This is a genomic window from Rhizobium sp. LjRoot30, assembly GCF_964253915.1.
In the GTDB taxonomy this organism is placed as follows: domain Bacteria; phylum Pseudomonadota; class Alphaproteobacteria; order Rhizobiales; family Rhizobiaceae; genus Metarhizobium.
The window spans coordinates 49887-71649 of the sequence record NZ_CAXUSG020000017.1; the positions used below are offsets into that span (position 1 = coordinate 49887).

General features: G+C 61.3%; 20 protein-coding genes. 8 read left to right on the plus strand and 12 right to left on the minus strand.

Annotated features, from left to right (window positions below):
• Positions 1 to 37: 37 nt before the first annotated feature.
• On the minus strand, positions 38 to 1321 hold the full coding sequence (locus ACSQ3I_RS24475) for an Hsp70 family protein (protein WP_436003306.1): 1284 nt from the start codon (positions 1319 to 1321) through the stop codon (positions 38 to 40).
• A gap of 129 nt (positions 1322 to 1450) precedes the next feature.
• Complete coding sequence (locus ACSQ3I_RS24480) at positions 1451 to 2350, minus strand: LysR family transcriptional regulator (RefSeq protein WP_436003308.1); 900 nt, start codon at positions 2348 to 2350, stop codon at positions 1451 to 1453.
• A gap of 103 nt (positions 2351 to 2453) precedes the next feature.
• Between ACSQ3I_RS24480 and blaOXA the strand changes: the two genes are divergently transcribed.
• Both blaOXA and ACSQ3I_RS24490 read left to right on the plus strand, forming a co-directional pair.
• Positions 2454 to 3272 (plus strand): class D beta-lactamase, encoded by an 819-nt coding sequence (blaOXA, locus tag ACSQ3I_RS24485; protein WP_436003310.1) that lies wholly within the window; start codon positions 2454 to 2456, stop codon positions 3270 to 3272.
• A 205-nt stretch (positions 3273 to 3477) separates the two neighbouring features.
• Entirely contained in the window at positions 3478 to 3798 is a 321-nt protein-coding gene (locus ACSQ3I_RS24490; protein ID WP_436003312.1) for a hypothetical protein, read from the plus strand.
• Positions 3799 to 3854: 56 nt separating this feature from the next.
• Here ACSQ3I_RS24490 and ACSQ3I_RS24495 read toward each other — a convergent pair whose 3' ends face one another.
• On the minus strand, positions 3855 to 4643 hold the full coding sequence (locus ACSQ3I_RS24495) for an SDR family oxidoreductase (protein ID WP_436003314.1): 789 nt from the start codon (positions 4641 to 4643) through the stop codon (positions 3855 to 3857).
• 26 nt (positions 4644 to 4669) lie between these two features.
• Positions 4670 to 6067, minus strand: coding sequence for an FAD-binding oxidoreductase (locus tag ACSQ3I_RS24500; protein ID WP_436003316.1), 1398 nt, complete (start codon positions 6065 to 6067; stop codon positions 4670 to 4672).
• A 251-nt stretch (positions 6068 to 6318) separates the two neighbouring features.
• Between ACSQ3I_RS24500 and ACSQ3I_RS24505 the strand changes: the two genes are divergently transcribed.
• Positions 6319 to 7983 (plus strand): electron transfer flavoprotein-ubiquinone oxidoreductase, encoded by a 1665-nt coding sequence (locus tag ACSQ3I_RS24505; protein ID WP_436003318.1) that lies wholly within the window; start codon positions 6319 to 6321, stop codon positions 7981 to 7983.
• A gap of 155 nt (positions 7984 to 8138) precedes the next feature.
• Positions 8139 to 8753, plus strand: coding sequence for a L,D-transpeptidase family protein (locus tag ACSQ3I_RS24510; protein WP_436003320.1), 615 nt, complete (start codon positions 8139 to 8141; stop codon positions 8751 to 8753).
• A gap of 115 nt (positions 8754 to 8868) precedes the next feature.
• Here ACSQ3I_RS24510 and ACSQ3I_RS24515 read toward each other — a convergent pair whose 3' ends face one another.
• Complete coding sequence (locus ACSQ3I_RS24515; protein WP_436003322.1) at positions 8869 to 9264, minus strand: DoxX family protein; 396 nt, start codon at positions 9262 to 9264, stop codon at positions 8869 to 8871.
• Positions 9265 to 9408: 144 nt separating this feature from the next.
• Positions 9409 to 10653, minus strand: a complete 1245-nt coding sequence (locus tag ACSQ3I_RS24520) for an MFS transporter (protein WP_436003324.1) — start codon at positions 10651 to 10653, stop codon at positions 9409 to 9411.
• A 327-nt stretch (positions 10654 to 10980) separates the two neighbouring features.
• On the opposite strand from ACSQ3I_RS24520, the gene ACSQ3I_RS24525 reads away from it, so the two are divergent.
• The gene (locus tag ACSQ3I_RS24525; protein ID WP_436003326.1) at positions 10981 to 11943 is read left to right on the plus strand and encodes a diacylglycerol/lipid kinase family protein; all 963 of its coding nucleotides are present in this window, start codon (positions 10981 to 10983) and stop codon (positions 11941 to 11943) included.
• On the opposite strand, the gene ACSQ3I_RS24530 is transcribed toward ACSQ3I_RS24525, so the two are convergent.
• The 3 genes from ACSQ3I_RS24530 to ACSQ3I_RS24540 all read right to left on the minus strand — a co-directional run bounded on the left by ACSQ3I_RS24530 (position 11944) and on the right by ACSQ3I_RS24540 (position 16024).
• Positions 11944 to 13299, minus strand: coding sequence for a glutamine synthetase family protein (locus tag ACSQ3I_RS24530; RefSeq protein WP_436003328.1), 1356 nt, complete (start codon positions 13297 to 13299; stop codon positions 11944 to 11946).
• Between the two features lie 219 nt (positions 13300 to 13518).
• Positions 13519 to 15021 carry an ArnT family glycosyltransferase gene (locus tag ACSQ3I_RS24535; RefSeq protein ID WP_436003330.1) on the minus strand — a complete coding sequence of 501 codons (1503 nt, stop codon included), beginning with the start codon at positions 15019 to 15021 and terminating at the stop codon, positions 13519 to 13521.
• 1 nt (position 15022) lies between these two features.
• Positions 15023 to 16024 carry a glycosyltransferase family 2 protein gene (locus tag ACSQ3I_RS24540; RefSeq protein ID WP_436003380.1) on the minus strand — a complete coding sequence of 334 codons (1002 nt, stop codon included), beginning with the start codon at positions 16022 to 16024 and terminating at the stop codon, positions 15023 to 15025.
• A gap of 103 nt (positions 16025 to 16127) precedes the next feature.
• Between ACSQ3I_RS24540 and ACSQ3I_RS24545 the strand changes: the two genes are divergently transcribed.
• Positions 16128 to 17093, plus strand: coding sequence for a lysylphosphatidylglycerol synthase transmembrane domain-containing protein (locus ACSQ3I_RS24545; RefSeq protein ID WP_436003332.1), 966 nt, complete (start codon positions 16128 to 16130; stop codon positions 17091 to 17093).
• Positions 17094 to 17097: 4 nt separating this feature from the next.
• Here the strand turns inward: ACSQ3I_RS24545 and amn are convergent, their stop codons facing one another.
• On the minus strand, positions 17098 to 18600 hold the full coding sequence (amn, locus tag ACSQ3I_RS24550) for an AMP nucleosidase (protein ID WP_436003334.1): 1503 nt from the start codon (positions 18598 to 18600) through the stop codon (positions 17098 to 17100).
• A 90-nt stretch (positions 18601 to 18690) separates the two neighbouring features.
• Positions 18691 to 18861: a hypothetical protein gene (locus ACSQ3I_RS24555; protein WP_436003336.1), complete on the minus strand. Its 171-nt coding sequence runs from the start codon at positions 18859 to 18861 to the stop codon at positions 18691 to 18693.
• Positions 18862 to 19016: 155 nt separating this feature from the next.
• Between ACSQ3I_RS24555 and ACSQ3I_RS24560 the strand changes: the two genes are divergently transcribed.
• Both ACSQ3I_RS24560 and ACSQ3I_RS24565 read left to right on the plus strand, forming a co-directional pair.
• Positions 19017 to 19715 carry a glutathione S-transferase family protein gene (locus ACSQ3I_RS24560; RefSeq protein ID WP_436003338.1) on the plus strand — a complete coding sequence of 233 codons (699 nt, stop codon included), beginning with the start codon at positions 19017 to 19019 and terminating at the stop codon, positions 19713 to 19715.
• Between the two features lie 448 nt (positions 19716 to 20163).
• A complete protein-coding gene (locus ACSQ3I_RS24565; RefSeq protein WP_436003340.1) occupies positions 20164 to 20430 on the plus strand; it encodes a sel1 repeat family protein in 267 nt (88 codons plus the stop codon).
• A gap of 148 nt (positions 20431 to 20578) precedes the next feature.
• Here ACSQ3I_RS24565 and ACSQ3I_RS24570 read toward each other — a convergent pair whose 3' ends face one another.
• The gene (locus ACSQ3I_RS24570; RefSeq protein ID WP_436003342.1) at positions 20579 to 21688 is read right to left on the minus strand and encodes a pyridoxal phosphate-dependent aminotransferase; all 1110 of its coding nucleotides are present in this window, start codon (positions 21686 to 21688) and stop codon (positions 20579 to 20581) included.
• Positions 21689 to 21763: the final 75 nt, after the last annotated feature.

The window sequence follows — 21763 nt, forward strand, 5'->3', positions numbered from 1 at the left end:
CCGGGAAAGGCCGGGATGTGTTGATGAGCGCGGCTGCTCAGGCCGTCCACTGCTCGATATCGTTGCGCTCGCCGATCAGGGCGAGGCCGTGGGCGATCGACAGCAGTTCGCCACCGCTTTCGATACGGCTGGTCTCGAAGCGTTCGGTGAACAGTCGCCTGACGGCCGGCACGAAGGAGGTGCCGCCGGTCAGGAAGACCTTGTCGATGTCGCCGGCCCGAGTGTTGGTCTTGGCCAGCACTTCATCCAGTGCGTCCTCGATGCGCGCCAGGTCGGCGGCAATCCAGCTTTCGAAATCAGCACGGTGCACCGTGGACTTTCCGTCCCGGCCGAGCGGCGGAAAGTTGAACTCCGCTTCGTCGTTTTGCGACAGCGCCATTTTGGTCGCCGAAACGGCCTGATAGAGCGGATATCCCTCATCATGCTCGATCAGGTCGATGAAGGTCTCGAGTTTTTCCGGTTCAAGGCTGGAGCGCACCAGCTTTTTCAGATCGGCAAATTCCTTCGAGGTCTTGAACACCGAAAGCTGGTTCCAGCGGCTGAAATTGGCGTAGTAGCCGCTCGGCACTTCCAGCACCTTGTCGAAGCTCTTGAAGTGGCTGCCCTTGCCGATGCGCGGCGCGACGATGTTGTCGACGATGCGCGAATCGAACTGGTCGCCGGCAACGCCGACGCCGGAATGGCCGACCGGCGTGGCGGTCAGGCGGCCGGCATGCGTCTCGAAGCGGATCAGCGAATAGTCGGTGGTGCCGCCGCCGAAATCGGCAACAAGAACGGTGGCATCGGCCTTGAGGTTCTGGGCGAAATAGAAGGCGGCGGCCACCGGTTCGTAGACATAGTGGATTTCTGGAAAGCCGAGCCGCACCAGTGCATCGTTGTAGCGCGTCATCGCCAGTTCTTCGTCCGGGCTGGCGCCGGCAAAGCTCACCGGGCGGCCGACGACGAGGCGGGAGACATCGCTGCGCCATTCCGGTCCGGCATAAGATTTCAGCCGCTGCAGGAACACCTCCATCAGGTCTTCGAAGCTGTAGCGCTTGGCGAAGACCAGTGTGCCCTGGAACAGGGCGCTGGCGGCAAAGGTCTTGATCGACTGCAGGAAACGACAGTCACCGGGATTGTCGATGAACTGCTGGATTGCTGCCCGCCCCGCTTCCGTCTTCACGACGGTTGCCTTGTCCTTGAGGAACGACAGGGCCGTCCGCATGCTGTCGCTGACGCCGGCATTGCTGGTGAAGGTCATGGAACGGGTGCCTGGCCCGCCGTCACCGAGCGCCAGTACGGTGTTGGTCGTTCCAAAATCGAGACCCAGTGCGCCAGTCATGTCTGCGCCCTTTCAAACTATCATTTTTGTTGGTGGTGGCCCGAAGGCGCCGGCCGGAGTTTTCCTGACCGGGGTGAAGAGCCGGCGTCTTTGGCATGAAGTGGCCGCGATGGCAAGCGTTGCCGGCGGTCAGGTGGATATTGTCTTGTCGATCCCGCGCGTCTCATCGGCCATGGCGGCAATCCAGGTGCGGAAGGCTTCCATCGCCGTCGTCACATGCCGGGATTTGAGCCGGGTGAGCCAGTATTGGCCTTTCGAGACATAGATCGGGAAAGGCTGCTCGATCCATCCGGCGGCCAGGTGTCGTGAAAACATCAGGGGTGGGGCGAGTGCAACGCCTGCGCCCTGCAGCGCCGCCTCCATCATGATCACGGAGGAATCGAACACCAGGCCGCGGATCGCCGGCGGCTCGACGTGGGCGGCTTCGAACCAGCTCGGCCACTCATCGGCGCGATAGGAGCGCAGCAGCGTCTGGCGGGCCAGATCTTCGGGCGTTCGCATTTGGGCGGCGAGCGCCGGGATGCACAGCACCGAAAGCGGCGCCTCGAACAGGGCCTCCGCATCCGTATCGTGCCATGCGCCGCTGCCGAACCGAATGGCATAATCGAGCCCTTCGGCGGCGATATCGACGCGGTTGTTGTTGGTCGAAAGCCGGATGTCGATGAACGGATATTTTTCACGGAAATCGGCAAGCCGCGGCAGCAGCCAGCCGACCGCCAACGTGCCCACGGCGCCAACCGTCAGGACGTCGCGCAGATGGCCGCCCTCGAAGCGGTCGAGCATGTCGGCCATGCGGTCGAAGGAATCCTGCAGTGTCGGCAGCAGCGCCATGCCTTCGTCGGTGATCATCAGCCCACGCGGCAATCGGCGGAAAAGCAGGGTGCCGAGCCGTTGCTCCAGGAGCTTCACCTGATGGCTGACAGCTGCCTGCGTGACGCATAGCTCGATGGCTGCACGGGTGAAACTCAGATGCCGCGCCGATGCCTCGAAAGCACGCAGCGCGTTGAGTGGCAAATATGGTCGAACCATGGCAAAGCCCAAATTAAATTCATGCCTCCCCGCAGATATCATCGTTTGTCGCCCGGCTGCAAGAGACGCTAGAAAGCGGTCATCCAACTGAACGGAGATCGCCATGACCGGGAAATTTCGCCTCTTCACCGCTTTGTTCCTCGCAGGATCAACCCTTTATGCCACCGAATTGTCAGCGAAGGAGCCGGGCAGGATTGAGTGCACACTGATCGTCGACGAGGTGAGCGGTGACGTTCTCCATCGTGACGGCATTTGCGACAAGGCGTTCAGCCCGATGTCCAGCTTCAAATTGCCTTTGGCCATCATGGGGTACGACGCAGGCATTCTCGTCGATGCGCAGAACCCGCAATGGGACTACAAGCCGGAGTTCGCCGGATCGAAACGCGAGCAGAAGGCGACCAATCCAACGATCTGGGAAAAGGATTCCATCGTCTGGTATTCCCAGGAACTGACGCGGCGCCTCGGCGAAAACAAGTTCGGGGACTATGTGCAGCGTTTCAACTACGGCAACCGCGATGTCTCCGGCGACGCCGGCAAGAAAAACGGCCTGACGCATGCCTGGCTGATGTCGTCGCTAAAAATCTCGCCGGAAGAGCAGGTGGCATTCCTGCGCCGTTTTCTACGGGGCGAACTGCCGGTCTCCGAACACGCGATGGATATGACGCAAGCGATCCTGCCGCATTTTTCCGCCTCTGACTGGGATGTGCAGGGCAAGACCGGCAGCGGCTGGATGAAGACCAAAAGTGGCAAGGTGGACAGGAGCCGCCCGATCGGCTGGTTCGTCGGCTGGGCCATGCGGGATGAGCGCCGCGTGATCTTCGCCCGACTCGAGGTCAATGCGAAAGATACCGATGGCTATGCAGGCCTGGAAGCCCGAGGCGAATTTCTCAAGGCACTGCCGCAGATCTCCGAGAAATTCTAGTCGTTCGGTCTTCCGGAACATCGATGCCAGACTATTTTTAAGCCTATCCGGTAACGGCCTCCCCATTTGCAACGGCGGCATTATAAGTGCGGCATCGTCAGCCACATTGGGGAGTGCCACTATGAAGCTTATTGCTATCGCTGCTGTTGCTTGCTTCTTTTCATCCGTTGCCCTGGCTCAGGAATCTCCCGTTGGGAGTTGGGCGATGGACAAGGATGCCACGCTGGCTGTTCTCGCCGAGAACGGCAAGGATGATGAAAAAGTGAAGCAGATGGTCGAGATGCTCGCTGCATCGACCGTCGATTTCACCGAAGACACCATCCAGTTCATGGCCTCGCCGGAAGTCTTCCTGGCCAAATGTGGTTGGGAAGCCGACGATCAGGGCGCCATCAAGATCCAGAACTGCGTCGACAAGGACGGCAAACCGGATGCCAAGAACGGCCCGACCAGCGCAAACTGGATGGAAGACGACAGCCTGCGGCTTCTGGGCGGCCACGACATGGTTCTTGTCTATCGCCGCAAGTAATTGATCCAAAACATCAACCTGCGCGGCTTCGTCACCGCGCAGGCTTGGCCATCTCTTTACAAGGACTGCGCTGCGCCGCCGTCGCAACGGATCATGCTGCCGGTGACATAGCTTGCCGGCGCGCTGCAAAGGAAAGCCGCGACGGCGGCAAATTCCTCGACACGGCCATACCGACCGGCCGGAATCTCTTTTGCCGAGGATATACGAATATCCTCGACGCTGCGGCCGGTTCTTTTTGCCGCGGCATTGTCCAACTCGTCCAGGCGGTCGGTATGAATGCTGCCCGGCAACAGCATGTTCGACGTGATGCCGTATCCCGCAACTTCTGTGGCGAGTGTCTTCGACCAGCCTGCCAGTGCCGGCCGCAGCGTGTTGGAGAGCGCCAGCCCGCCGATCGGCTCGATCACGCCGGAGGAGGCTACGGTGAGAATGCGGCCCCAGCCTTGCTCCTTCATGCCCGGCAGAAGCCGGTTGGTCAGGTTGATGATCTGCAGCACCATTGAATGAAAATAGGTAATGAGCTTGTCTTCGCTCATGTCCTCGGTGGTGCCGGGTGTCGGCCCGCCACTGTTGTTGACCAGGATATCGATGCCGCCGAGCTTGTCTTCAATGGCTTTTTCCATGGTCGGCACGAATTCCGTGTCGCTGAGATCGGCCCAGACCCAGTCCGCCTTGCCTTGGCCCTGCCGATTGATCTCCTTGCAGTTTTCCGCCAGGCGATCGCCGTTACGGCCGCACAAGAGGACGTTGGCGCCTTCGCTGGCAAGTGCCATGGCGATGCCGCGTCCGAGGCCGCGGGAGGAGGCGAGCACGACGGCCTGCTTGCCCTGGATGCCGAGATTCATGATAAAATCCTCTGTCGCTGGAAGTGTCAGAACGGTACTTTGCCCGGATTGAACAGGCTTTTGGGGTCGAGCAGCGCCTTGATCTGCCGCGCCAGGGCCTGTTTTTCCGGATGGCAGAAGGTCTGGTAGGCATGGCGTTTTTCGATGCCGACGCCATGTTCCGCCGAAAAGCTGCCGCCTGCCTCCGTCACGCCGGTGTAGACCGCATCTTCGATCGGCAGCAGATGATCGGCGGCCGAGGTATCGACGTTGGCGATCGACAGATGCAGGTTACCGTCGGCGATGTGGCCGTAGACATACGCGTCATAGGCCGGATCGACCGCTTTCAACCGCGCCCGCAGTCCGGCGACATAATCGTCGAGATGGCGCGGTGGCACCGAAACGTCGAAAGACGGGGCGGCGGGATGGAAACGGTAGATGAAATGCGACTCCTCCCGCAGCTGCCAGAAGCGCCGCGCTTGATCGAGTGACTGCGCGACGATGCCGCCCGTCAGGCCGGTCGGTCCCCAAAGTTCCTCCAGGCCGCTTTCGAGCGCTTGGGTCGCAACGTCGACGCTCTCGGCGGAAATCTCGATCAGCAGGACAGCTGCTGTCTCAGGCTCAACCCAGCTTAGGTCGAAACCGAAGGTTTCGGCGCTGTCGCGGATGAAGCGCTCCCACATCAGTTCCGCCCCCTCCAGCATGGCGAAGGGCAGATCGCGGAAGTGGCCGATGACGGCAAGCGCTGCCGCCGCATTCGGCACGCCGATCAGAGCGGTCGCCCGCGCTGCGCGCCGGCTTTCGAGCTTGAGGGCCACGCGCGTGACAATGCCGAAGGCGCCTTCGCCACCGATGAACAGATGCTTGAGGTCCGGCCCGGCGCTGACCTTCACCACCCGCGTCAGGTCGCGAAAGATCTCGCCGCTCGGCATGACGGCTTCGATCCCCAGCACCTGATGGCGCATGACGCCATTGCGGAAGGCGAGGATACCGCCGGCATTGGTCGAGACCATGCCGCCGATGGTCGCGGTGCCGCGCGAGGGGAGATCGACGCCGGTGGTCAGCCCATGCTTTCCCGCCGCCTCCTGCAGCGTTTGCAAGGTCACGCCGGCCTGTACGACCGCCGTGCGTTCGGCCGGGTCCAGCATGTCGATGGCCGAAAGCCGCGCCGTCGAGACGATCAGTTCCCCCGGCCGGCTGATGTTGCCGCCGACGAGTCCCGTGCGGCCGCCTTGCGGCACGATCGCCACGTTTTCACGAACGCACCAGGAAACCAGCTTCGCCATTGCTTCCGTCGTCGCGGGCAGGGCCATGACGCCGGCCTCGAAATTCTGCGGATGTTCGCCGGGATCGCGATTGGCCAGTTCGTCCGGGCCGACAATACCGATATCCGTGTCGAAAGACCGCAGGGCCTCAAAGAGTTGCGTCGGTGTATAGGATGTCATCGTCGTCTTTCTGATCCGTATTCGTGTCGCGTCCGGACGCGAAGCGTCGTGCCGATACCGGTATCTCTCCTGGGGCGGGGAAGGCAAGCCGGTCTTTCACGCAAGGGTTCGTTGTGCATTGCGAAGAAAAATTGTTATGCAGGTGTACAATTGGGCTGTGGCTGTCGTATCCATGCTCGACAAACGCCCTGCGTTTTGACAAGAGATAAAAGAAACGGACGTGGGGACGTCCGGCAGATGGAGAGAGTTTGATGAGCGAGACGTTTGAGCTTCCGGAACGCGAGTCGATGGAGTTCGACGTCGTCATCGTCGGAGCAGGGCCTGCGGGCCTCTCGGCGGCGATCCGTCTGAAGCAGATCAACCCGGATCTTTCCGTCGTCGTTCTGGAAAAGGGATCGGAAGTCGGCGCGCATATCCTGTCCGGCGCCGTCGTCGATCCGATCGGCATCGACAAGCTTTTGCCCGACTGGCGCGAAGAGGCCGACCATCCGTTCAAGACCGAGGTGACGGCCGATCACTTCCTCTTCCTCGGCCCGGCCGGCTCTATCCGCTTGCCGAACTTTGCCATGCCGCCGCTGATGAACAACCACGGCAACTATATCGTGTCGCTCGGCAACGTCTGTCGGTGGCTCGGCGCCCATGCGGAAGCACTCGGCGTCGAGATCTATCCGGGCTTTGCCGCATCGGAAGTGCTTTATAACGATGAAGGCGCGGTGATCGGCGTCGCCACCGGTGACATGGGCATCGAGCGCAATGGCGAACCCGGTCCGAACTACACCCGTGGCATGGCGCTTCTCGGCAAATACGTGCTGATTGGCGAAGGCGTGCGCGGCTCGATCGCCAAGCAGCTGATCGCCAAATACGATCTCTCCAAGGATCGCGAGCCGCAAAAATTCGGCATCGGCATCAAGGAACTCTGGCAGGTGAAGCCCGAGCATCACAAGCCGGGCCTGGTGCAGCACTCCTTCGGCTGGCCGCTCGACATGAAGACCGGCGGCGGTTCCTTCCTCTATCACCTGGAAGACAATCTCGTTGCGGTCGGTTTCGTGCTGCATCTCAACTACAAGAATCCCTACCTCTTCCCCTTCGAGGAGTTCCAGCGCTTCAAGACGCATCCGGCGATCCGTGAGACGTTCGAGGGCGGCAAGCGGCTCTCCTACGGCGCCCGCGCCATCACCGAAGGCGGTTACCAGTCGGTTCCGAAACTGTCGTTCCCCGGCGGCGCGCTGATCGGCTGCTCGGCCGGCTTCGTCAACGTGCCGCGCATCAAGGGCAGCCACAATGCGGTGCTGTCCGGCATGCTCGCCGCCGAGAAGCTTGCCGAAGCGATTGCCGCCGGCCGCGCCAATGACGAGCCCGTCGAAATCGAGAACGAATGGCGCGCGACGGCGATCGGCACGGACCTGAAGCGGGTGCGCAACGTCAAGCCGTTGTGGTCCAAGTTCGGCACCGGTCTCGGCATTGCGCTGGGCGGCCTCGACATGTGGACGAACCAGCTGTTCGGCTTCTCCTTCTTCGGCACGCTCAAGCACGGCAAGACAGATGCAGCATCGCTGGAGCCGGCTTCGAAGCACAAGAAGATCGAGTATCCGAAACCGGACGGCGTGCTGACCTTCGATCGCCTGTCTTCGGTGTTCCTGTCGAACACCAACCACGAAGAAGACCAGCCGATCCATCTGCAGGTCAAGAATCCGGACCTGCAGAAGACGTCCGAGCACGATATCTATGCCGGTCCCTCGACGCGCTACTGTCCCGCCGGGGTCTACGAATGGGTGGAGAAGGACGGCAAGGACGTCTTCGTCATCAACGCGCAGAACTGCGTGCACTGCAAGACCTGCGACATCAAGGACCCCAACCAGAACATCAACTGGGTGCCGCCGCAGGGTGGCGAAGGGCCAGTCTATCCGAACATGTAACGCTTCTTTCGCGCCGTTCTCCAAAAGGGGACGGCGCGTTCGGCTGAATGCCTTGAAAAAGCGCCACAGGTTAATCCGGCGGCTCGCGCTTAAACCATTGTTAACCATACTTTCCTTAAGTTGCGGGATATCAACCGGAATTTAAGGAAAGCCAGATGTCGATCTCCCGCCGCGGCCTGTTGCTCGGTTTCTCCGCATTGCTTGCGGGTTGCACCACGAACGGTACGAACCATGCCAGCAACTACGGTTCCCGGCCGGATGAACAATTCCCGCTGAAGGCAATGCCGCTCGACAAGGTCAAGCCGGAACTGCGCCGCCAGGAAGTCGCCTATGATGCCGGTTATCCCGCCGGAACGGTGGTGGTCGATACGCCGGCGCGCCGCCTCTATTACGTGCTCGGTAACGGCAGGGCGATGCGTTACGGTATCGGTGTCGGCCGCAACGGTTACGCCCTGCGTGGCGGCGCCACGATCGGCCGCAAGGGCGAATGGCCGACCTGGACGCCGACGGGCAACATGATGCGTCGCGATCCGCGCAACCGCCGTTTTGCCGGCGGCATGGAGCCCGGCCTCAACAATCCCCTCGGCGCGCGCGCCATCTATCTCTATCAGGGCGGCAACGACACCATGTTCCGCATCCATGGCACCAACCAGCCGTGGTCGATCGGCATGGCGGTCTCGAGCGGCTGTGTACGCATGCTCAATCATGATGTGATCGACCTCTACGAACGCGTCAAGGTCGGCGGCCGCGTGGTCGTTCTGCAGGCCTGACGGCTGATAGGCGCGCATCGACCGGAAACGATACGCGTCAGATATCCGCAACAGGAACACACAACACAAAAACGCCGCCCGGCAAAACCAGGCGGCGTATTGCGTTGTACAGCAGTCAGCGAGCTGACTTCCAGGTGACGACCATCAAGGCGCCGATCACCGTGATGTGTTCCATGACGAAGTAGAATTCCAGCGTCTTCAGCGGCTCTTCCATCGTCCAGAAGGTATGGGCGATTGGGATGGTCAGGGCGGTGAAGACCGCCAGCATGCCGGCGCCAAGCCACGTCCAGCGATTGGCGATCACGAGCGCCGAGCCGATCAATTGCACGAAGATGACGGCGATCGCGACGGCGGCAGGCGGGTTAAGGCCGAAATGGGCCATCTCGGCCGTTGCGGCGTTGAAGTCGAGAATTTTTGCGATCCCGCTCGACCAGAAGATGAAGGTCAGCACCGTTCGGGCGAGATAGCCGAACGCGCGGGATGTAACGATCGTTTCGATAAAGGACGGCATTTCATTCTCCGGTTGCGAAATCGAGAGGCACAAAGCCCGGCTCGGGAGGAAGCCGGAGGATCGTGCTGACACCATTTCTACCAGAGCCCGGCATCGGCCGGGTTCCCTCGGGAACACGGCCGATATCGCGCAAACCGGGATTTGTCAGGCGCGCCTGGCCCTGCGTTCCAGCAGGTAGGATACGGCAAACACGCCGAGTCCTGCAACGGACAGCAAGGCGCCGACATAGCCGGTTGCCGCAAATCCGTAACCCCAGGTGATGACGAGGCCACCGAGCCAGGCGCCCAGCGCGTTGGCGATATTGAAAGCGGAATGGTTGGATGCTGCGGCGAGCGTCTGCGCATCGGCGGCGACGTCCATCAGTCGCGTCTGGATGGACGGGCCGGCAGCAAAGCCACAGCCGACCAGATAGACGCACAGGCACAGCATGAACGGATTGCTGGCGGTCAGCGAGAAAACCGTCAGGACGACGATGTTGTAGAGGATCGAGCCGCCGATCGTGCCCATCAGCGAGAATTCGCCGAGTTTGCCGCCTACGAGGTTGCCGGTGATCATGCCGACGCCGAACAGCGCCATGATCACCGAAACCATGCTCTCGGACATCATCGCCACCTGCGTTGCCGTCGAGGCGATGTAGCTGAACACCGCGAACATGCCGCCGTAACCGACAGCGGCGATGCCGAGCGTCAGCCAGACCTGCGTGCGGCGGAATGCGCCGAGTTCACGCGTGAAGCTGGCGCCGGCGGCGACCTTGTCCTTCGGCAGGTAGATAAAGATCAGCGCGACCGTGAGCACGCCGATGGCGCCGACGGCAAGGAAGGCAACACGCCAGCTCAGCGCCTGGCCGAAGAAGGTGGCAACCGGCGTGCCGACCAGCGTTGCCGTGGTCAGGCCGAGCATGACGCGGCCGATGGCACTCGCCCGCTTGTGCAGGGGCACCATCGACGCGGCGACCAGGGCCGCGACACCGAAATAGGCGCCATGCGGCAGGCCGGTGATGAAGCGCAGCAGCGTGAAGGATTCGAAGTTCGGCGCGATGGCGCTGAGGATGTTGCCGATGGCGAAGATCGACATCAGCATCAGAAGCAGGTTGCGCCGCGACATGCGCGCCGCCGCCACGGCAATCACCGGCGCGCCGACCACGACACCGAGCGCATAGGCGCTGATGACATAGCCAGCCTGCGGCGTGGTCACCGAAAAAGTCGTCGCGACATCGGGCAAAAGGCCCATGATGGCGAACTCCCCGGTGCCGATCCCGAAACCGCCGACGGCCAGCGCCAGTTCGATCAGGATGACGGCGAGACGGGGCAATTGCGCCGGCGCGACGGATGCGGACGAATCAATGTAGGTTTCCGGCGAAGAACGCTCGACGGCAGCAAATTCGGTCATGGTGGCCTCAAGGGATCCGTTCAGGTCGACCGGTGTGCGTTGGGAGGTCGTACAGCGATAGCGACCGGGCGATGGGTGCCGGGATCGAGAAGTAAGTCTGACAAAGCAATTCCACCCATATATCCTATAATCGGCGCCGTCCGTCGAGGGCGAAATTTTGCACTGCAATATGATTATCTGCATACTGTGTGCAAACCGCATCATCGCTTGGAAGCGGTGGCATCAAATTTTCCCATTGCTGTCCTGTGAATCGTCAAAGCGAGCAACTATTTGTGCAGCGGATCGTTTACAGCGCGCAATTATTCCCAGCGGAGGCCGAAGTCCAACATGAAGCTGATGGCGATTCTCAATCGGGATGGCGGGACCTTCAAGACAACCGACATGGCTGCCTACGAGCAGATGGCGGAAACCATCTTCCGGCAGGCCGGTCACGATTTCGAATGCGTGGTCGTGTCGGGCAAGGATATCGTCGAGGTGATGGAAAAGGCTGCGGAGCGCGGCGATCTCGACGGCTTCATCGCCGGCGGCGGCGACGGCACGATTTCGGCGGCTGCCGCAATCGCCTGGCGCAACGGCATCGCGCTCGGGGTCATTCCTGCGGGAACGATGAACCTGTTTGCACGGTCGCTGAAATTGCCCCTCGATATCCGGGCGGTGCTGGAAACGCTGGCAAATGGACGGATCGAGCATGTCGACATCGGCAGCGCCAACGGCCGTCCCTTCATCCACCAGTTCTCCGCCGGCCTGCACGCCCGCATGGTGCGTTACCGCAACACGATTTCTTACGCTTCCCGCATGGGCAAGATTTCGGCGAACATCCGGGCCTCCATTGGTGTGATCTTCAATCCGCCGGAATTCGAGATGGAGTTTTCTGCCAACGGCGTCATCGAGCGCCGCCAGGTGTCGGCGATCTCCGTGTCGAACAATGAGTTCGGCCGCGATCCACTGCTTTTCGCCGACGACCTCACCGGCGGGCATCTGGGATTCTACACGACGCAACCGCTGAAGCCCGCCGGTGTCGCCCGTCTGGTTTTCGACATCATGCGCGGCCGCCTGAAGGAAAATTACGCCGTCACAGCCATGGCGGTGCAGGCGCTCGACCTGCATTTTCCGGATGCGAAGGGACGCACCAATTGCGTCATCGACGGCGAGCTGTTGCCGATGGAGCCCGACGTATCGCTGCGCCTGCACCCCGGCGAACTCAAGGTGCTCGTTGGTGACCCGCCGCCCGCACCAACCCTGATCGAGCGCGTGGCGGCGGTTCTTCCCGCGTCTGCGGCCAAGCCGTGATCAGATGCGCGGCAGATAGGTCTGGTAGTCGAAATCCGACACGGTGCGCAGGTAGGTGATGGCTTCCTTGCGCTTGGTATCGCCGTAAAGCTTGCGGTAGCTCTCGCCGAAGACGTCGGCGATGAAGGCCGACGAGGAGAACTCTTCGACGGCGGTCAGGAAGTCATGCGTCAGCCGCTTGGCTTCGACCACGGTGCCAGGTTCCGTCACCGGACCGGGGTCGAGGTCTTCGTCCAGGCCGAGCAGCATGCCGCCGAGAATAGCGGCCAGCAGCAGGTGCGGATTGGCGTCAGCGCCGGCGACGCGATGCTCGATGCGGGCGGCCGGGCCGTCCTTGTCGGGAATGCGGATCGCCGTGCCGCGATGACCAAAACCCCAGGTGAGATCGACCGGCGCGAAGGAGCCGGGCTGGAAGCGGCGGTAGGAATTGGCGAATGGCGCGAAGATCAGTTGCGCATCGCGCATCGAGTTCAGCATGCCGGCGCAAACCGATTTGAGCTTGACCGGATCGCCGCCCTTGGCGTCGAGGATGTTCTTGCCCGACTTGTCGATGATGCTGGCATGCACATGCAGGCCGGAGCCGGCATGGTTGGCATAGGGCTTTGCCATGCAGGTCGATTTCAGACCGTGCTTGCGCGCCGCCTGTTCGGCAATACGTTTCAGGTAGATGCAGTCGTCGGCCGCAGCAAGCGCATCGGGACGGTGCAGCAGGTTGATCTCGAACTGGCCGGGGCCGAATTCCGCCGTGGTGGCATCGGCAGGCAGGTCCTGTGCCTTTGCCCAGGCGCGCACGGTCTGCAGGTAGGAATCGAGCGCATCGACCGCCGACATGTCGTAGAGCTGGTAACCGTTGGGCTCGCCCTTGTAAGTCAGTCTCTTCGGCGGCGTCGGCTTGCCGGTCTCGCGCCAGTCGTCCTCGACGACGTAAAATTCAAGTTCGGTCGCAACGACGGGCGTCAGGCCGCGGTCATCGTATTTTTTCAGGACGGAGGCGAGGATCGCGCGCGGGTCCATGAAGCTTGGCGTGCCGTCGAGTTCGTGCATGGTTGCAAGAACCTGCGAGGAGCCGGCCGGCGCCCAGGGCATCGGCGCATGCGAGCGCTTGTCGGCGATGCAGACGCCATCCGGATCGCCGATGGTCAGCGACAGGCCGGTGATGTCGTCGTTGTCGTCACCCCAGATATCGAGCGACTGTGTCGACGAGGGGAGGCGCACGGAACCATCCCAGACCTTCTTTTCCGCATCGATCGGGATCTGCTTGCCGCGAAGATCGCCGTTCATGCCGACGAGCAGGATTTCGATACGCGGCGGCAGGGCGGCAGACGCGTCTTCCGCGGCCTTCGTTTGGTCTGACATTTTTTGACGTACTCGCTCTGAACGTTTTTCGTATTGTTCCCGGTCCGATCAGCCGGTGGGGCCGGTGCCGGGCGCTTATTATGACGCCCTGTAGGTATCCGAAATCCATTCGCCTTTCAATCGGGGCCGGAAGGCAACACCCGGTCGGCAAGACAAAGCCGGCGCCCGAATGTCGGAAGCCGGCCTGTTTACTTTTCGAGACTGTCGGGCCTGTCTTGCTTATGGGGCTTTTGGATAAACTACCGCATAGCTGAAGTGGTAGAGATCGCCCGGCCGACCGCTGATGTAAGGCAGCGCCACATCCTTGGGCTCGATCTTGACATCCGGTCCTGCAATGGTCTTCAGCCAGTTGCTGAGATCTTCCGGCAATGCCGGATCCGGCTCGCCGCGGCGGCGCCAGGCAAAGACGATGGGGTGATCGGCCGTCCATTGATAGGCCGGCTTGTAGCCGGGATAGAACAGCGTATCGATCGGTACATCAGGCATATGCAGCCGTATGTTGCCGCCGAGATGCGGGTCGCCGGCGATCACCAGCGCCGGGGTTTTACCCACTTCCTCGACAAGTGTCTGGGTAAAGGCGGCATAAGGCACGTTCAGCTTCTCGTAATAGCCTGTCAGGTAGGCCACCTTGGAACGCGAGAACAGCACCAGCGGCACGATCGCCATGATGATGAAGGCGATCGGCAGGAAACGTTTCAAAGCATCCTGGGGAATGTTGCCGGCCGCTTCCAGCTTCAGTGCAAAATAAAGCGGCAGCAGGATCAGGAACGGCGTCAGCCAGCGATCCTTGATGTTTTCGGCATCGGCAAACAGGATCAGCAGCACGATGAAGCCGAGCACCATGGCAAGGATGCGGCCGATCAGCCGCGTCCATTGGCTCTGCGCCGTCAGGCTCTTGATCAGTGCCTCCTTGAAGGTCAGCCAGAAGCAGAAGAAGGTGAGGGCGCCGAAGCCCAGCAGGGCCAGGAAATAGGAGAGAAACCCTTTGGGGATCTGCAGGAAGATGCTGGTGTCGGTGGTGCCCTGCATCTTCTCCAGCGTGCGAGCCGAGGCGAGTTCCAGATTGTCGAAAAGCCACAATGAATGCGGCGTGACCACGGCAAGGGCGATAACCGCGGTCACCAGCAGCCGCCAGTCGAAAAGGCGCTTGCGCAGGTCGGGGTCAAGCAGCACGGCAATCAGGGCGGCGCTGGTCAACAGCGCGAAATTATACTTGGCAATCAGGCCACAGCCGATCGCCAAACCCGTCAGCGCATAACTGAAGATCGTTGGCGCCCGCAATGTTCTGAGGAAGCCATAGAGAAACATGCTGGCGCAGAAGATGGCGCCGACGGTATGCGTCAGGTCGCGCTGCGATTCATAGACCACCTGCGGGATGGTCAGCAGGCCGAGCACGGCGATGACGGCCAGCTGGCGGCTCTGCAGCACCTGCCGGGCGGCAAACCAGTAGAAGGCGTAAAAGGAGAAAAGAATAAGGTTCTTGAAGACGGCGATGGCCGGGATCGACACGCCGAAAACAGCGATCACCCCGTATTGCAGCCAGTTGTAGAACGGCGGCTGCGTATCGTAGCCGAGAGCCAGCCACTGGGAGACAAAAATCTGTTCCGCTTCGTCAATCTCCAGCGAGTCCGGCAGGGACAGCCGGACGATAAGATTGAGGAGAAAATAACCCGCGAGCAGAACGAGAACGAGGTTCGGTCGCTTCTGGAGCAGAGCCGCCACGTCAGTCCTGCCGCCTGAAGGTTGTGCGGATAATGTAGTTTGGTGTTTCATCGGCCTGGAAATAGGTTCGGGCGATCATCTCGGCGAGGATGCCTGTGGTCACAAGCTGCACCGACGAGAGGAACAACATGACACCGACAATCAGCATCGGCCTGCCACCGATGTCGTTACCAAAGATGAATTTGTCAACAAAGAGATAAAGCAGGATCAGAACGCTCAGGAAACCGGTGCCAAGGCCGAGCGAGCCGAAAAAATGTCCCGGCCGCGCCTTGTAACGCATGAAGAACATGACGGACAACAGGTCCAGGATGACGCGGAAGGTCCGCGAGATCCCGTATTTCGACACGCCGTGCTGGCGCGCATGATGTGTCACGGGCATTTCGCCGATGCGTGAACTCGGCACGACGCCGGCCACCCAGGCGGGAATGAAGCGGTGCATCTCGCCCATCAGCTTGACCTGCTTGATGATCGAGGCGCGGTAGATCTTCAGGCTGCAGCCATAGTCGTGCAGCTTGACGCCGGTGATGCGGCCGATGAGATAATTGGCGCACCAGGAGGGAATCTTGCGGAGGAACAGGCCGTCCTGGCGGTTCTTGCGCCAGCCGACGAGCAGATCGAGCTCGCGGGCCTCCAGCGCCTCCACCATGCTCGGAATGTCCTTGGGGTCATTCTGCAGGTCGCCGTCGAGCGTGGCGATCAGCCGGCCGCGGGCGGTATCGATGCCGGCCTGCATGGCAGCCGTCTGGCCGAAATTGCGCTGCAGTTCGACGATTTTCAGGTCCAGGTCAGGTTGCTCGATATATTTGCGGGCATTGAGCAGTGTTGCATCGGCGCTGCCGTCATCGACGAGCACCAGTTCCCAGCGGTGCGGGTAATCTTTCATCGCCTCGCAGATGCGGTCGATCAGAGGTCCGACGCTTTCTTCCTCGTTGAAGATCGGGACGACGAGGGACAATTCCATCGGCTGGCCGCTGGTCTGAGATATCAGCTCGGCTTCCGTCATGTTCTGCAAGTTCAACTTCTCCAAAGCGGCCCGATGGCCATCATGCTATCTGCCATGCTAACAACCGGCCCTGTCAGCAATCGCACGGGAAAGCCACGACTATATGAATTCCAGAAAGGATGCCAGCCGAGAGAGATGGATTCTCCGCAATCGGATGGTCATTTTGGCAGTGGCGGTCATGGCCGGCTACGCAGCTTTTATAGAATGGGCGTTCGGCTGGACGGTGCTGGCGAAGGAGTTCACAGCCATCGGTTTTGTGCCGTTGCTTCTGGCACTCGCGGCACTGGTAGGCACCTATTTCATTCGCTGCTGGCGCATCCATGACTACTTCCCGGCAGAAACGTCCGGGCGCTTCTTGCTGCTGTTCCGCGTCACGCAGGTCCACAACCTGCTCAACATCATGTTGCCCCTGCGGGCTGGGGAAACCAGTTTCCCGCTGTTGATGCGCTCGGAGTTCGGCATGCCGCTCGCCCGTGCCACTGCGGCGCTGCTGGTCATGCGGCTGCTGGACCTGCATGCCCTGTTTGCCGCCGCCGGCATCGGGATCGTTATCGGCACCGGTTACCGCCCGCTGGCGATTGTGCTCTGGTTGGCCTTCCTGCTGTCGCCGGTGGCCTTCTACGCCATGAAGCGGCCAGTCTTCGTTTTCCTTTCGAGCCGATTGCCGGAGAAGCTGCGGCGGCTGATCGATGAAGTCGATCGCGGCATGCCTGTCGACATGCTTGCCTTCGTGCGCGCCTGGATGGTTACGGTCGCCAACTGGGGCATCAAGGTGGTGGTGCTGGCCTGGGCGCTGGCTTTGATGGGGGTCGAGCCGTTTGCTGCCTGTTTTGGTGGAGCACTTGGCGGCGAATTGTCGTCGGTCCTGCCGGTGCATGCGCCGGGCGGCGTCGGCACCTATCCGGCCGGCATCGTTGCCGGTGCGCTTTCTTTCGGAGCGCCGGCCAAGGGTGAAGCCTTCGCCGTCCTCGGCCGCGCGAGCGTCAACGCCCACCTGCTGATCCTGGTCTCGGCGCTCGCCGGCACGGGGCTTGCTTTGCTCCTGTCCCGGCGCTCGCCAAAAACCTGAAGGCTTACTGGAAGGCCGTCTCGTAGAAGCTGCGCAGCTTGCGGGAATGCAGCGCTTCCGTCGGCATCGCCGCCAGTTTCTGCACGGCCCGGATGCCGATCTGCAGATGCTGGCTGACCTGGGTGCGATAAAAGGCCGTCGCCATGCCCGGCAGTTTCAGTTCGCCGTGCAGCGGCTTGTCCGAAACGCAAAGCAGCGTGCCGTAAGGCACGCGGAAACGGAAGCCGTTGGCGGCGATCGTCGCCGATTCCATGTCGAGCGCAATTGCGCGCGATTGCGACAGTCGCTTGACCGGGCCGCGCTGGTCGCGCAGCTCCCAGTTGCGGTTGTCGATGGTGGCGACGGTGCCGGTGCGCATGATGCGCTTCAGCTCGAAACCCTCGTAGCCGGTAATTTCCGCCACCGCGGCTTCCAAAGCCACCTGCACTTCCGCCAGCGCCGGGATCGGCACCCAGACGGGCAGGTCGTCGTCGAGCACGTGGTCCTCACGGACATAGGCGTGTGCCAGCACATAGTCTCCAAGCCGCTGGCTGTTGCGCAGGCCGGCGCAATGACCGAGCATCAGCCAGGCGTGCGGGCGCAGCACGGCGATGTGGTCGGTGATGGTCTTGGCGTTGGACGGGCCGACGCCGATGTTGACCATGGTAATGCCGGCATGCCCCTTCTTCTTGAGATGATAGGCCGGCATCTGCGGCAGGCGTACCATGGCAAGGTCGGAAGCCGGCCGGTCGGCGCCGGCGGGCGTGACAATGTTGCCCGGCTCGACGAATTCGGTGTAGCCGTCACCGCCGCTCGCCATCAGTTCCCGCGCCCAGGCGCAGAACTCGTCGATATAGAACTGGTAGTTGGTGAACAGCACGAAATTCTGGAAATGATTGGCGCTCGTCGCCGTGTAGTGGCTGAGCCGTGCCAGCGAATAGTCGATGCGCTGCGCGGTAAAGGGTGCCAGCGGCGCCGGCTCGCCCGGCGGCAGTTCGTATTCGCCGTTGGCGATCAGGTCGTCGGTGTTGTTGAGGTCAGGTGTGTCGAAGAGGTCGCGCAACGGCACGTCGGACAGCGACGAAGAGGCCGATGCCTCGACATGCGCGCCTTCGCCAAAGGCGAAGTGCAGCGGGATCGGCGTGGCCGATTCCGACACCGTCATCGGCACATTGTGGTTGCGCATCAAAAGATTGAGCTGTTCCTTGAGGTAATGCTTGAAAAGCTTCGGCCGGGTGACTGTCGTGCTGTAGACCCCTGGGGCCGTCACATGGCCATAGGACAGGCGGGAATCCACATGGCCGAAACTGCTCGTCTCGATGCTGACCTGCGGATAGCAGGCGCGGTAGCGGCCGGTGATCGGCGCACCCTGCGCCAGGGATTTGAAGGCATCGGTGAGGAACACCGTGTTGCGCTCGTAAAGCTCCGTCAGGGCAGCAACGGCCTGCGCGGAATTGTCGAAAGTCTGCGGGACAAAGGGGTCCGGCGAGATGAAGGGAAGGGGAAGGGACGAGATTCGTTTGCTCATGCGCCACTATAGATTGACGCTGTTGACAAGCAAGCGACATCCCGCCGGATTTTCCCCAAAAAATCCCGCTGGCAGAATGTCTTGCGGTCCTCAGAGCACGGCGACGCAGGACGGGCTTGCCGGATGATAGCAGGGAGCGGCAGTGCCGATGTGCACACGCGCCGGCGCCCGGCTGGAATGCAGCACTGCTGCCGAGAAAGCCATGGCGAAAATCGCCGCGCTGAGGGTGATGATGGTAAGACGCCGTGCCAGAATTGCCATTGCCAAGCCCCGTAAGTGGTATCCCCTTGATTGTTCCACTTTGATACGGCCGGCCTGAACCGGTGCTGAGACGACAGTTCATTTTCCGTTCAGAAAGGCCCTTGAACTCGGCAACGACATGATTACCTCTGATCGACCAACAGGAGAGGATCCGGATGACTGCGCCTATCGAACTCTATTATTGGCCGACCCCCAACGGCTGGAAGATCACCGTCATGCTGGAGGAACTCGGCGTTCCCTACGAGGTGAAGTATATCAACATCGGCAAGGGCGAGCAGTTCGAACCGGATTTTCTCAAGATCGCCCCCAACAACCGCATGCCGGCGATCGTCGATCCTGACGGTCCGGGCGGCGAACCGATCTCCGTCTTCGAATCCGGCGCCATCCTGCAATATCTCGGCCGCAAGTTCGGCAAATTCTATCCGACCGACGAGCGCACCCGCGTACAGGTCGAGGAATGGCTGTTCTGGCAGGTCGGCGGTCTCGGGCCGATGGCCGGCCAAGCCCATCATTTCCGCCAGTACGCGCCGGAAAAGATCGAATACGGCATCAACCGTTATACCAACGAGGTGAACCGCCTCTATGGCGTGATGAACAAGCGCCTCGCCGAGCGCGACTTCCTCGCCGGCGATTATTCGATCGCCGACATGGCCTCGATCGGCTGGGTCATTCCCCACGAGCGCCAGGGCCAGGATCTCAACGACTTCCCCAACCTGAAGCGCTGGTTCGAGGCGGTCATGGCCCGCCCCGCGGTGATCAAGGCGATTGCCGTCGGCAAGGAAGAGCGTGATCGTTCCAACCTTGCCACTGATAAGGAGGCCCAGAAGGTGCTGTTCGGCCAGCGCGCCCGCTGATCAAAACGTCTAGCGATGACAAAAATGAGCCCGGAGCCAGCGCTTCCGGGCTTTTTTCTTGCCGGAAATCCACCGACTGCAGCCGGAAAAATTCATGCGAAAAAATCGGCTGCTCGATTCAGGGTGAACAAAGGGTTGAGATCGAGGTGTTTATTTTTCGTAAAATTCTCCGGAAAGTCCTTAATTTGCAGGCGGTGCGATGCTTAACGGAATCCGGCATTTACCGGGTGTTTGTATTTTGTTTGTGTCAAATTAATCATGCATTTTAAACGCGTGTTGAAGGCCGTTTGGCATAGTGAAGCCATCAGACGAGCAGGGAATAACCCGCCGGCCGGGACGATCGAAAAACCGCTGGAAGACGGAGAGATCGGTTTCGGTGAATGCCTCGAAAATCGAGGAAAAACAGGGACTTTACAGAACCAAACAGGCTTTAACAGGGACAGATCCAATGGCACGCTTTGAAATTTCCAATTCCGAAATGGCCACCATGGGTGGCGAAAACCGCGCTGAAGTCTATTGCGAAATGGGACTGATGTATGCAACCGGCCGCGGCTGCGACATCGACCTCGTGGCGGCTCACAAATGGCTTAACATCGCGGCGATCAAGGGTTCCGAGCGCGCTGCCGAACTGCGCGCCGACCTGGCCTCGACGATGAGCAAGATGCAGCTCGCCGCCGCCCTTCGCGCTGCCCGCGAATGGATGACCCTGCACTAAGCCCGCAACACCAAGCGGTACGAATTCCAGAACAAAAAGAAAAAGGCCCGGAGAGGGACGTCGGCGGGGACTTTTAGACGGGGCCACGCTGACATATGCGAACCGCGACCGGCAGGGACAAGGCCGGCGCGGTTCCTTTGTTTTTGGCTTAGAGCGCCTTCAGCACCTGCGGCAGCGCTTCGGCAAGCAGGTCGAGATCCTGATCCGGCCCGACGCTGATGCGGACGCAACGGTTCAGCGGTGCGACGCCCGGCATGCGGATGAAGACGCCGTGCTGCATCAACCCGTCGACGATGGCGCGGGCATGGACGCCGTCCCTGCCGCAGTCGATGGCGACGAAATTGGTTGCCGAGGACAAGGCCGACAGGCCGTTATCGGCGGCGATGGCCGCGATCCGCTCCCGCGCCCGTTTGATGTTGCCCACAACCTCACGAAGATAGGCCTGGTCTGCCAGTGCCGCCTGCGCCGCCACCATGCCGATGCGGTTCATGCCGAAATGATGGCGGATCTTGTCGAACGCCTGGATCGTGCCGGGCGTGCCAATGGCATAACCGACACGCGATCCGGCCAGCCCATAGGCCTTGGAGAAGGTGCGGGTGCGGATGACATTCGGCTGCTCGATCAGCGTCGCCATGGACGGCATGGCGATCGCCGGGCCGGTTTCGCAATAGGCTTCGTCGAGGATCATCAGGCAGGTTTCCGGCAGCGCCCGGGCAAAGGCGACGATATCGTCCGCCTCCCACCAGCTTCCCATCGGATTGTCCGGATTGGCGAAATAGACGAGCGTCGCATCCTCGCGCTTCACCGCGTCGAGCAGGCCGTTCAGGTCTTCGCGATCGCCGGCATAAGGCACGGTCACCAGCCGGCAGCCAAAGCCGTTGGCATGGAAATTGAACGTCGGATAGGCGCCGAAGGAGGTAACGACCACCGAACCCGGATCAATGACAAGGCGAACGATCAGGCCGAGCAGGCTGTCGATGCCTTCGCCGATGGCGATGTTATCAGCGCGGATGCCGAGATGGGCGGCGAGCGCCTGCTTCAGATCGTAGTTTTCGGGATCGTTATACTTCCAGGTCTCACCGGCGTGTTCGCGGATGGCGGCGAGCACCGAAGGCGCCGGGCCAAAACCGCTTTCGTTGGCGCCGATACGGGCCTTCACCGGAAGGCCGCGCTGGCGCTCGATGGCCTCCGGGCCGACAAAGGGAACTGTGGAAGGAAGGGCGCGGATCAGCGGCGTGAAGCGCGAGAAGGCGGACATTCGGGTCATTCCGGGCTGGTTGCAAATCGCGCCCACAATAGGTTCTTGCGCGCCCGAGGCAAGTGCCGTCCTGCG

Excerpts from the sequence above, each read along its gene's own strand:
- ACSQ3I_RS24475 (WP_436003306.1), bottom strand. The coding sequence starts at position 1,321 with ATGACTGGCGCACTGGGTCTCGATTTTGGAACGACCAACACCGTACTG.
- ACSQ3I_RS24480 (WP_436003308.1), bottom strand. The coding sequence starts at position 2,350 with ATGGTTCGACCATATTTGCCACTCAACGCGCTGCGTGCTTTCGAGGCA.
- blaOXA (WP_436003310.1), top strand. The coding sequence starts at position 2,454 with ATGACCGGGAAATTTCGCCTCTTCACCGCTTTGTTCCTCGCAGGATCA.
- ACSQ3I_RS24490 (WP_436003312.1), top strand. The coding sequence starts at position 3,478 with ATGGACAAGGATGCCACGCTGGCTGTTCTCGCCGAGAACGGCAAGGAT.
- ACSQ3I_RS24495 (WP_436003314.1), bottom strand. The coding sequence starts at position 4,643 with ATGAATCTCGGCATCCAGGGCAAGCAGGCCGTCGTGCTCGCCTCCTCC.
- ACSQ3I_RS24500 (WP_436003316.1), bottom strand. The coding sequence starts at position 6,067 with ATGACATCCTATACACCGACGCAACTCTTTGAGGCCCTGCGGTCTTTC.
- ACSQ3I_RS24505 (WP_436003318.1), top strand. The coding sequence starts at position 6,319 with ATGAGCGAGACGTTTGAGCTTCCGGAACGCGAGTCGATGGAGTTCGAC.
- ACSQ3I_RS24510 (WP_436003320.1), top strand. The coding sequence starts at position 8,139 with ATGTCGATCTCCCGCCGCGGCCTGTTGCTCGGTTTCTCCGCATTGCTT.
- ACSQ3I_RS24515 (WP_436003322.1), bottom strand. The coding sequence starts at position 9,264 with ATGCCGTCCTTTATCGAAACGATCGTTACATCCCGCGCGTTCGGCTAT.
- ACSQ3I_RS24520 (WP_436003324.1), bottom strand. The coding sequence starts at position 10,653 with ATGACCGAATTTGCTGCCGTCGAGCGTTCTTCGCCGGAAACCTACATT.
- ACSQ3I_RS24525 (WP_436003326.1), top strand. The coding sequence starts at position 10,981 with ATGAAGCTGATGGCGATTCTCAATCGGGATGGCGGGACCTTCAAGACA.
- ACSQ3I_RS24530 (WP_436003328.1), bottom strand. The coding sequence starts at position 13,299 with ATGTCAGACCAAACGAAGGCCGCGGAAGACGCGTCTGCCGCCCTGCCG.
- ACSQ3I_RS24540 (WP_436003380.1), bottom strand. The coding sequence starts at position 16,024 with ATGACGGAAGCCGAGCTGATATCTCAGACCAGCGGCCAGCCGATGGAA.
- ACSQ3I_RS24545 (WP_436003332.1), top strand. The coding sequence starts at position 16,128 with ATGAATTCCAGAAAGGATGCCAGCCGAGAGAGATGGATTCTCCGCAAT.
- amn (WP_436003334.1), bottom strand. The coding sequence starts at position 18,600 with ATGAGCAAACGAATCTCGTCCCTTCCCCTTCCCTTCATCTCGCCGGAC.
- ACSQ3I_RS24555 (WP_436003336.1), bottom strand. The coding sequence starts at position 18,861 with ATGGCAATTCTGGCACGGCGTCTTACCATCATCACCCTCAGCGCGGCG.
- ACSQ3I_RS24560 (WP_436003338.1), top strand. The coding sequence starts at position 19,017 with ATGACTGCGCCTATCGAACTCTATTATTGGCCGACCCCCAACGGCTGG.
- ACSQ3I_RS24565 (WP_436003340.1), top strand. The coding sequence starts at position 20,164 with ATGGCACGCTTTGAAATTTCCAATTCCGAAATGGCCACCATGGGTGGC.
- ACSQ3I_RS24570 (WP_436003342.1), bottom strand. The coding sequence starts at position 21,688 with ATGTCCGCCTTCTCGCGCTTCACGCCGCTGATCCGCGCCCTTCCTTCC.